Origin of the sequence: Hallella seregens ATCC 51272 (genome assembly GCF_000518545.1) — a bacterium.
Taxonomy (GTDB): Bacteria; Bacteroidota; Bacteroidia; order Bacteroidales; family Bacteroidaceae; genus Prevotella; species Prevotella seregens.
Genome location: NZ_JADU01000020.1, coordinates 65,746 through 75,346, shown reverse-complemented (window position 1 = coordinate 75,346; position 9,601 = coordinate 65,746). Strand labels below are relative to the sequence as shown.

The 9,601-nt window shown below is 58.3% G+C and carries 8 protein-coding genes; 1 reads left to right on the top strand and 7 read right to left on the bottom strand.

Going from position 1 to position 9,601, the window contains the following annotated elements; genetic code table 11:
- Positions 1-50 precede the first annotated feature (50 nt).
- From L888_RS0108045 to L888_RS0108020, 6 genes are read right to left on the bottom strand one after another with little or no spacing between them, the layout of a single operon-like run.
- On the bottom strand, positions 51-764 hold the full coding sequence (locus tag L888_RS0108045; RefSeq protein WP_027952521.1) for a response regulator transcription factor: 714 nt from the start codon (positions 762-764) through the stop codon (positions 51-53).
- Between the two features lie 2 nt (positions 765-766).
- Positions 767-3,355, bottom strand: coding sequence for a DUF5686 family protein (locus L888_RS0108040; RefSeq protein ID WP_027952520.1), 2,589 nt, complete (start codon positions 3,353-3,355; stop codon positions 767-769).
- A gap of 3 nt (positions 3,356-3,358) precedes the next feature.
- On the bottom strand, positions 3,359-4,057 hold the full coding sequence (locus L888_RS0108035; protein WP_027952519.1) for an HAD family hydrolase: 699 nt from the start codon (positions 4,055-4,057) through the stop codon (positions 3,359-3,361).
- A 25-nt stretch (positions 4,058-4,082) separates the two neighbouring features.
- Positions 4,083-5,024: a CDP-alcohol phosphatidyltransferase family protein gene (locus L888_RS0108030; protein ID WP_027952518.1), complete on the bottom strand. Its 942-nt coding sequence runs from the start codon at positions 5,022-5,024 to the stop codon at positions 4,083-4,085.
- Positions 5,025-5,071: 47 nt separating this feature from the next.
- The gene (locus L888_RS0108025) at positions 5,072-5,926 is read right to left on the bottom strand and encodes an ATP-grasp domain-containing protein (RefSeq protein ID WP_027952517.1); all 855 of its coding nucleotides are present in this window, start codon (positions 5,924-5,926) and stop codon (positions 5,072-5,074) included.
- Positions 5,926-6,663 (bottom strand): sugar phosphate nucleotidyltransferase, encoded by a 738-nt coding sequence (locus tag L888_RS0108020; RefSeq protein ID WP_027952516.1) that lies wholly within the window; start codon positions 6,661-6,663, stop codon positions 5,926-5,928. The genes L888_RS0108025 and L888_RS0108020 overlap by 1 nt, the downstream gene beginning before the upstream one ends.
- A 99-nt stretch (positions 6,664-6,762) precedes the next feature.
- Between L888_RS0108020 and L888_RS0108015 the strand changes: the two genes are divergently transcribed.
- Entirely contained in the window at positions 6,763-8,871 is a 2,109-nt protein-coding gene (locus L888_RS0108015) for a patatin-like phospholipase family protein (RefSeq protein ID WP_027952515.1), read from the top strand.
- An 11-nt stretch (positions 8,872-8,882) separates the two neighbouring features.
- Here the strand turns inward: L888_RS0108015 and L888_RS0108010 are convergent, their stop codons facing one another.
- Positions 8,883-9,572, bottom strand: coding sequence for a GIN domain-containing protein (locus L888_RS0108010; protein ID WP_027952514.1), 690 nt, complete (start codon positions 9,570-9,572; stop codon positions 8,883-8,885).
- Between the last annotated feature and the right edge of the window lie 29 nt (positions 9,573-9,601).

The window sequence follows — 9,601 nt, the reverse complement described above, 5'->3', positions numbered from 1 at the left end:
ATTTCCCGCGGGAAATTCGTCCAAGACAACGGGAAGTGAGATTTGTTGCCTTAGATATAATACTCGGCCGCATCGACGAGGCCGGCACGCAAGGCATACTTGGTGGCTTCGTGGGCATTGTTGACACCGAGCTTGCGGAAGATGTTCTTGCGGTGGGTGTTGACGGTATGGAAGCTGGAAAAGCGGGCCTCGGCAATCTCGCGGGTGGTCTTGCCAAGGGCGATGTCTTTGAGAATTTCTGTTTCGGTCTTGGTGAGCTTGACGTGCTCCGGGGCGGCAGGCTCGGGTGCAAGGAGTAGCTCGGTGGCCTGCTGACACACGAAACGGCGGCCGTCGAGGGCATAGTGCAGGGCTTCGCGGATTTCGGACAGAGGCGACTCTTTCATGACGATGCCAAACTGCGTGCTGCTGGCCACGACCAAGCGGATGAAGCCGACGCTGAGCTCTTCGCTGAAAAGCAGCCAGCAGGACCGGGGGAACCGCTGGGCCAGAATGAGCATCTCCGCGGCATCGTTGAAGTCGAAGAGCGTGTAGTCTATGATGACAATGCTGGCAGGCTCGGCCTGCAGCCGAGCAATGAGGTCGGCACGGTCGGTGGCTACGGAGACACGGGCACCAGCGGAAGAACCACCGGAGGAAGAGCCTCCGGCGGAAGACGCAGGGATGGAGGCCGGGGCCTCCATCTGTGCGAGAAGATACATCAGTCCGGCGCGGGTGATGTCCTGCCGGTCGGCCAGAATGACGTGCGCAAGCCTGTGGTCCATGGTCAGAACGTCATGCGGAACATGAAGCGGATGCCGTTGCGCTTGCTCGTGGGCAAGCTGGTGTAGTTGCAACGGTGCACATACTCCACATGAATTATTTTAAAGATGTTGTGAATGCCGGCGGCAAACTCCACGTAGGGCCGTTTGGGATCCATCACGTAGCAACCCTCCGGGAACTGCATGAGCGCGTCACTGCCCGCATTCTCGGCCAACAGGGGGTTGTTCTTGTCGGTGAGCTTGCCCCAGAGACACTTCACACCGATGTATTCACGCCACTTGAGCTTCTTGAGCAGAGGGACGCGGTTGAAGATTTTGCCGTTGAGATCCCAGCTCACATCGAGGCTGGCATAGCGGTCGTTGAGGAACTCCATGTTGTTGATGAGGTTGAACGACTCGTCCTCGATGATATAGCTCAGGTTGGCGGCCGGCATGATGAGCAGCGGATAGGGCACGCGGTTCCACTGGGCGCCGGCCTTGACGTAGGTGTCTATCTTGCCCCAGCTGTTCATCCAGAAACGTTTGTAGATGCCGGCCTCGCTCAGATTGTAGCTGTACTCGCCGCCGAGCACGCCTTTGAGTCCCATGGTGTGGCCCAGCGTGAAGACGGGGGCGTCGAGATTGATGGGCAGACGGCGCTGCTTGGTGTTGATGTAGGTGCGGCCCGGAGCCAGCTGGAACTGCAGGGTCAGCTCGGTGGTGCGCATACGGCCGTTGTGCAGCTGGTCGCCCGCCACGATGCCGTCGGGGAATCTGAAAGTGGTGCCGCTGCTCAGCTTGTTGAAGAAGAGCCGGCCGGCAGCCTCGTTCTCCTCGGTCTTCATGCCGATGGTGGTCTTGAGCCCCCACTCCTGCTCATACTCGAACTGGAGCTGCTGGCGGTTGTAGAACATCATCTTGTCCACCGTAGACCACTTGAATGCCGTGAACACATTGTCCTTGTCGGTATGGATGAACTTGTCCGACGGCGAACTGATGTCGTAAGTGGAACTGAAGGTGAGGGTGCGTTTGGGGAACTCGCGGGGCAGATAGTCTTTCTTGTCGAACGAATAGGTGAGCTCGGCCTTGTAATAGTTCTTCTTGGAGTGCCAGCCCCGGGCAAAATATCCGGCCATGAACCAGTGGGGATTGAGGTTGGCCGTGGTCTGGGCGCTCACGCGTGTGCGCCAGCCGTCGATGAAGTTCTTGGTGAGCATGGTGTTGATGGGCCCGATGTCGACCTTGCTGGGATGGTTCTCGTCGCCGGTCTCGACAAAGTTCTCGATGAGGGCCTTGGCTCCAAAGATGATATACTTGAAGCCCTTGACCTGCTCAATGCGGTGGATAAAGGCATCCATGGAACTCTCGCCCTTGGTGAGTTCCACCGTGCGGTACTGGTTCCAGAAAGCCTCGTCGCGCATCTGCGCATTGGCCTCGCGCCGCTCGCGGGCCTTGCCCTTGAAGAGTTGGCGGGGCAGTGCGTCGAAAGCGTAGTCGCTGAGTCGCGTGGTGCGCACGACAAGCACTTTGGAGAGGAACTTGGCTATTTTCATTTCCACAATCATGTCGTCCACGCTCAGTGCCCACTCGCCGTTGGGCAACCGGCGGTATTCCTGCCGCACCTGGAGATTCTCCACAAAGTTCACGTCGCTGCGTTTGGGAATAGTCAGGTTGCACCGCTTCACGTGGAGCGTGGAGTCGGCCAGAATATAGAGTTCGCCGCGGAACCCGAAGTCCTGCTGGTTGTTGGGGATGAATTGCAGATGGTAGCAAAGGTCACGGTCCACGTAGACCGTGTCTTCAATATAATAACGGTAGAAAGAGATGGCATCCTTGCCGATGGGCGATGTGAAAGGATATTGCAACAGGCGCACCTGGTCGTCGTAGATGTCGATGTCGGTAAATACGTCCTTGGCCGCCACGGTGAGGATGTCGCCCGTCTGGATGAGTTGGTTCACGCCCGTGGAGCTCTGCCCCTGAATGATGTCTTTCTCGCTTCTGGGATTCTTGCGGTAGATATGCTGCGTCACGGTCTCGTCCACACTGATGGGCAGGATGAGCTTGTTGTTGTAGGGGCTCGTCTCCACCTGGTCGAGCAGCCACTTGTGCTTGCCGATGAAACCGGAGTCGATGTCGGCCGTGGTAATGTCATTGATGGCACAGGTCAGCTTCTGATACTTGGTGTATTGCAGATAGTCGTGGTTTTCCAGGTCGGTGCGCTTCTTGGCAGCAATGACGCGCTTCATGAGTTCCACGGCCGGATTGTCCTTGCGGCTGTAGCGTCCGCGCTTCGACTTTACCTCGACCTCGCTGAGCTGCTTGGTGTCGGGGCGCAGCTTCACGTCGAGCCTGCCGGGGGTCTTGGCGTTCACGCTGATGGTCTTCGACTTGTAGCCCACGGCCGAGAACGTGAGCTGCCAACCCTCATGACGCTTTATGGCGTATTCGCCCATGGCGTTGCCGCTCACGGCCACGTGGTGCCCCTTGTAAGAGGCACTGGGATAGAGCAGCGTGTCGCCGGTTTCGGCATCCGTGATGACACCCCGTATCTGCGCGCTCACACTTGTCACAAGCAGGAGGAGCAGCATGGTTGTGTATATCCTGAATCTTTTCATTCCTTATAATAATTGTGCCAAATCGGTAATCACCCTGTCGGGCAGGGTCTCGTCGTAAGTCTTGTCTGTCCAGCCTTCGCCCTTGAACCACACGGCATGGCATCCGGCCTTGAGGGCGGGCTCTATGTCTTTGTAGAAGCTGTCGCCCACCACCACCACCTCGTCGGGCTGCAGCCCCAGCCGCTCCACGCCGATGGTGAAGATGTGGGCGTCGGGTTTGCGAATGCCCACAGCGGCACTCTCGACCACGCTCTCGAAGAATGTGTCCAGTCCGAACTCCTTGAGCACCACTTCGACATTGCCGTAGAAGTTGCTCACCAGCACCATCCGGTATTGTCGGGCCAGCTGCGCAAGCACCTCGCGGCTGTGGGCCGTGATGGTCTGCACACGGGCATAGACATCAGCCAGCACGGCATTGTGGGCAGCCTGGAATCCCGTCTCGTCGGCATCCCATGCCCCCGAGGTGCAGAGCTGTTCCATCTCCAGCCTGAGCTTGGTGTCCAGCGTCTTGTAAAATGTATAGTCGGGCTTGATGATGGGCTCTCGCCCCAACGTGCGCTCGCCGTAGACATAAGCATCGCGAAACTGCTGTTCGCTGACCGGCACCTGCTGGCGCTGGTAGGCATGCCAGAGCATCTGGCCCCAATGACAGCCGGCAGTGTCGAGCGTGCCCCCATAGTCGAAGATGTATCCTTTAATCATGTTTGCTGTAATTTTGTATTAAAGTCTATTGTTGTGCCATGACTGTGGTCATGCGCTCACAAAGGCTTTCGTGGCGTTTGTGCATGTACACGTAGAGTATGTTGAGCACCACGATCTCGAAGAGCAGGTACACCCACGGGCAGTTGAGCAGACAAGTGATGTAGAGCACGATGGCGCGTGTGTTGAACGTGAGCACGTTGGTATAGGCCATGAGCGGGCGGCTGCCTGTGAGGAACTGCTGGCGGATGCCCTCCAACTCCTGTCGGTCGCGGCTGGCTGAAGCCTGTTTCCACGATGAGAAGAATGTCTGGAAACGTGGGGTGCGCCGCTCCTGGCTCTTGCAGTAGTTGGCATAGCTGCGATAGAACATGCGGGCAAAAAGCTGCTTCTTGGGAGTCGACTCGAAGATGGCCCGCTGCTGGGCATAGTTGTCGAGCTCGGAACCCTCCTTACCCTTGAGGAAGAAAAGATGTATCTGGCGGTAATAGTCGGCCAGCGAGCTTTGCGGCGAGTGGCTCAGTATGCCGGCGATAATGCCCAGCGCCCATATCCATACGCCCCACTGCACATCGGTGCCGGGAATGTTCTGGTCTTGCATGCGCAGACAGAGGGCCACATAGATGGCAAAAAACCAGACATCGCCCGACACTCCGTCGAGCACGCGGCCCACAAGCGTCTTTTTGCCCGTGAGGCGCGCCATCTGGCCGTCGGTGGAATCACAGAAATCGGCCAGCACCAGCAGGGCCACACCCATGAGGTTGTGCGTCAGGTCGGTGTAGTAAAACATCCAGCCGGCCGCCGTTCCAAGGAAGAAAGAAAGGATGGTGATGACGTTGGGATGAACCCCCAGCTTGTTCCACAGCAGGGCGAACACCAGGCCGATGGGCCGGTTGAAGTGCACGTCGAGCCATTCCTCCGTATCGTTCGATTTGAATGAGGCCTGTAATAATTCTTTAAATGTTGACATAACCGTTTAGTTTTCTTACTCTGTATCTTTGCTTAAGAGATTGTTGCTTAAGGTCTGCCCGTCACCAGCGAAGCAATGGCCCGGGCAGCATCGTCGCGACAACGCGAGAAACTCGGCCAGTCGTTGAAGTCGATGAGGTAGATCTTTCCTTGTTCGTCGATGATGGCATCGCCTCCATAAACCTCTATACCCGTGAGCCGGGCCAGTCGCGCCACTTCGCATCGGAGCCGGTTCTCATCGAAGCTGTAGTGGTGGGCCGCACCGTTATGCCGTTCGTCGCCAAACTTCGAGATGCCGTCGTCGCTGGGATAGAAATAGCGGAAGAACCTTTCGCCCCGGTCCCGGTCGGCATCCGCATCCGAACCCATGCCCACACCGTAGAACTTAATCAGGTCGCCGGGCACATGGGCGCTGACCACCGTCTGCACGATGCCCCGCCGACGGAAAGCCTCACGGGCTTCGGCCAAGGCCTGGCCGTCGGCACAGAACACCACGTCACTCTTCGACTGGGCGACGGCATCGCCCCGCTTGAGCCAATAGCCATGGGCACCCGTGAGCGGCGGCATCGGCACACCGTGGTCGCGCATCAGCCGATCGAGCAACGTGCGCTGGCACAAGGTTACCCCTTGCGCCCGGTTCACCACCCGGCTTCTGGCTGTTTCACACTGAGCCAGCACGCGCAAGGCTTCCGTGGAGCGGGCCATCGAGAGATACGTCCCGGCCGACTGCGGCCGCCGGGCAAAATCTTCCTCGTCGACCATCCGGATGGGTTGCGTCAAGCCCTCGCGAGCTTCCACCTCTCGACACACAGCCTCAAGGATGTTCCGGTCTTTCTCTACCGAGTTCGGCGAGAATCGGTCGGCCCGGCGAATGGCCAGAAAAGGTTCAGCCCCCTGCCCCATCACGACCGATCGAATTGCTGTCCGAGAAAAGCCTCGGCTTTCTGGATGTCGGTGGCATGGTCTATGTCGAGCACCTTTGAGAAAGGATAGGCGTTGAGCTGCCGGCCGTCGCGCACAAGTCCACGCTGGAAGTTGCGCATGCGGCTTTCGCCTCGTTCCATGCAGCCGGCCAGTGTGTCGAGAGCCGACGGGGCCAGCCCGTAGATGCCTCCCGAGATATACCGGCTGTCCGGCTGGCGGTCGTCATAGAAGCCCGTCACCCGCATGCCGGCGTCGGTACCCACATAGAGCGGTTTCTCGTCGTCGATATAGTCGGTCACACCCATCAGGCCGTCGCCCCCCTCGCAGAGAATCCGCCCGAAAGCCGCCACATAGTCGGCAAACTCCTCCTCGCGAAAGATGGTGTCCACCGTGGTGAGCACAAAGGGGCTGCCCGCCAACAGCGGACTCAACTCTGAAAACGAGTGCATGGAACTGGGCGTGCTCTTCACTTTGAATTGCAAAGGAACGGGCTGCCCCTGAAGACCATCGGCCTGGATTTGCTGGAGGTGCCGGCTCACAAGTGATGTCCGGTCATTGCAAATCACGTCTATCTCTTCGGCTTGGTTCTTCATGAAGATGCGAATCAGTCGGTCAATAAGCGGCTCACCCTGAACCCGGACAAGTGGTTTGGGCTCAACAATGCCCTCGGCGGCAAGTCGGGAACCCTCTCCCGCGGCTATAATGGCGAATTTCATTCTAATACCTATTATAAAATAGACTGCAAAATTAAGCATATTCGGCGATAACAGAAAACTTTTTAGTATATTTTTGTTTTTTCATGAAAAGTCTTATCTTTGCACCATGTTTCACTTGTAGCCGACGGCTATCCCTATGCTTTGCCCATGAACAAGTCTGCCTGTACTCTTCTCTTGCTGTTCGGATTCCTGCTTCATCTGGATTTTTTGATGGCCCAGCCGCCCGCAGACTCCGCTTTTGCGCCCCGCAAGCGGGTGGCTGTGGTGCTTTCGGGCGGCGGTGCCAAGGGCGTGGCCCATATCGGTGTGCTCAAGGTGATTGAGCGGGCCGGCATTCCTGTAGACGTGGTGACCGGCACCTCAATGGGCAGTATCGTGGGCGGGCTCTACAGTTGTGGCTGGAACGCAGCGGCCCTCGACTCCGTGGTGCGGCGGCAGGACTGGGCGTTCCTGCTCAGCGACCGCAGTGTTTATTACGATCAGGACCTGTCAAACCGCAAGAAACAAAACACCTACTTGTTCTCCAAAACCTTTATCCGCGGACAGAAAGTGCAGGCAGCTTCGGGCGGCATCATCGAGGGGCGCAACCTGTCCCGACTTTTCAATCGGCTGACGGCGGGCTACAACGACTCCCTGAGCTTCGACTCCTTGCCCATTCCTTTTGCCTGTGTAGCCACCAACATCGTGGATTATGCCGAGGTTGACTTCCACCACGGCCGGCTGCCCGTAGCCATGCGGGCGAGCATGGCCATCCCGGCAGCCTTCTCACCGGTGCGAATGGGCGACATGGTGCTTGTCGACGGTGGTCTGCGCAACAACTATCCGGCCGACATCGCCCGCAGGATGGGGGCCGACTTTATCATTGGTTCCACCGTGCAGGGGGCTCCCCGTACTGCCGACGACCTGACCAACGGCGCCTCTGTGATTGGCCAGATCATCGACGTCAACTGTAAAAACAAGTACGATGACAATCTGGCCATCACCGATATTCCCATCCGTGTGAACACCACGGGCTACAGCGTGGCCAGCTTCACCTCCGCCGCCATCGACACGCTCATACGCCGGGGCGAAGCCGAGGCGATGCACCACTGGGACGAGCTCATGGCCCTGAAACAGCGGCTTGGGCTGCCGGCCGACTTCCGCCCCGTGCAGCGGTCGCCGCATCCCGAGGCTCTGTTGCCAGTGGTCTTTGCAGACAGTGCGGCGGCAATCCGTCCATCCCACGACAAGATACGGGGCAGCATTGGCGTGCGGTTCGACACGGAAGAGATGGTGGCTCTGCAGCTCAACGGTGCCTACACCGCCGCCGCACGTCCATTCAACGCCGAAACCACGCTCCGTCTGGGGCGCAACATCATGTGGGCCGTGCAGACGTCGCTCAAACCCGAGGGCTTTCTGGAGGTGGCCCTGCGCTACACTCTCAGGCACAACAGCCTCAACGTCTACGAAGGCGGCTCCAACGATTACAGCATCACCTACAATCAACACCAAGCTCGCCTGAGTTTGCTCAACATCAGCGTGCGCAATCTGGCCATGGACGTGTCGGCCCGGTGGGACTTCTACAACTATCACAAGATACTGGTTTCGAGCCGTTTGGGCACCGAGGGCTTCAAGATGCCCGATGCCCACTTCTTCAGCTATCATGCCAATCTGCACTATAACTCCGAGGACGACTGGAACTTTCCCACCCGCGGGGCCAAGTTTCAGACCGAGTATGCCTACGTCACGGACAACTTTGCACAGTACGACGGAGGCATCGGATTCAGCGAACTCAGTGCCTCGTGGCGCATGTCGTTCGGCCTCAGCCGCCACCTCACCCTCCAGCCCATGTTCTACGGGCGCATGCTCTTCGGTCGCGACATTCCCCACATACGGCGCAATCTGATTGGCGGACAGTGGTTCGGGCACTACATTGACCAGCAAATGCCCTTTGTCGGCGTGCACCATGTGGAGTTCGTCGACCGGCAGTTTGCAGCCCTCCAACTGAAACTTCAAGAGCAGCTCACAACCAACAACTTTGTGCTGTTTAAGGCTGTCTGGGGACAACAAGCCGACAAACCTCGCCGTCTGCTCGACCGCACGCCCCTGCTGGGCTGGCAGCTGGCCTACTTCTACCGCACTCTGCTGGGTCCCGTAGGGGCCTCGCTGGGCTACTCCAACAAGAGCCGCGGGGCCGATTTCTTCATCAATTTGGGGTTCGAATTCTGAACCGTCGCTGTCTATGGCCGGCCCACTGTCAGCTTCTCGGTGTCTATATCGCCCGTGCCCTGCACGGTCTTGACCAGCCGGCGCAGGGTGCCCGACAGCTCGATGTCTCCCGTGCCGCGCAGCGTGCAGCGTGCCGTACCACAGTTTCTGAAGTTTACATCGAGGTCGCCCACTCCTTGCAGCAGCAGGTCGGACTGCGTGGCCGTGAGCCTTTTGATGTCCATATCGCCCGTGCCGTACACCGTACCGCGGAACGCGTCGCACACTACGTGCTCGAACGTCACATCGCCCACTCCTTTCAGATACACGTCCAGCGTGTCGGTATCGACGGTGCCCGGTGCCTCGAAGTCGCCCGCACCCAGCAGACGCACCGACAGCAGGTCGGGCGAAGTGACGTAAACCACGGGCGCATGCCTCCACCGGCCAATCGACATCAGTTTGTCACGGTTGTCCATGTCGACAAACAACGTTTGCCCGACAAACGTGGTTCTCACGCTGTTCACCCGTTCGCGCCGGCCAACCACCCTGACAGCAAACGTGTCGCCCTGCTCATATTTCACGTCGCAGACCCCTCTGACCTCGATCCTATTGAAAGGCCGCACGCCGCGCACACTGGTCACCTGGGGCCCTTGCCGGCGCTGTTCGTAGTAACAGGAAGTCAGCAAGGCCGCACCCAATAATAGAAAAACAAGTTTCTTCATCCTTTTCTCATCGATTGATTTTCCGTTTT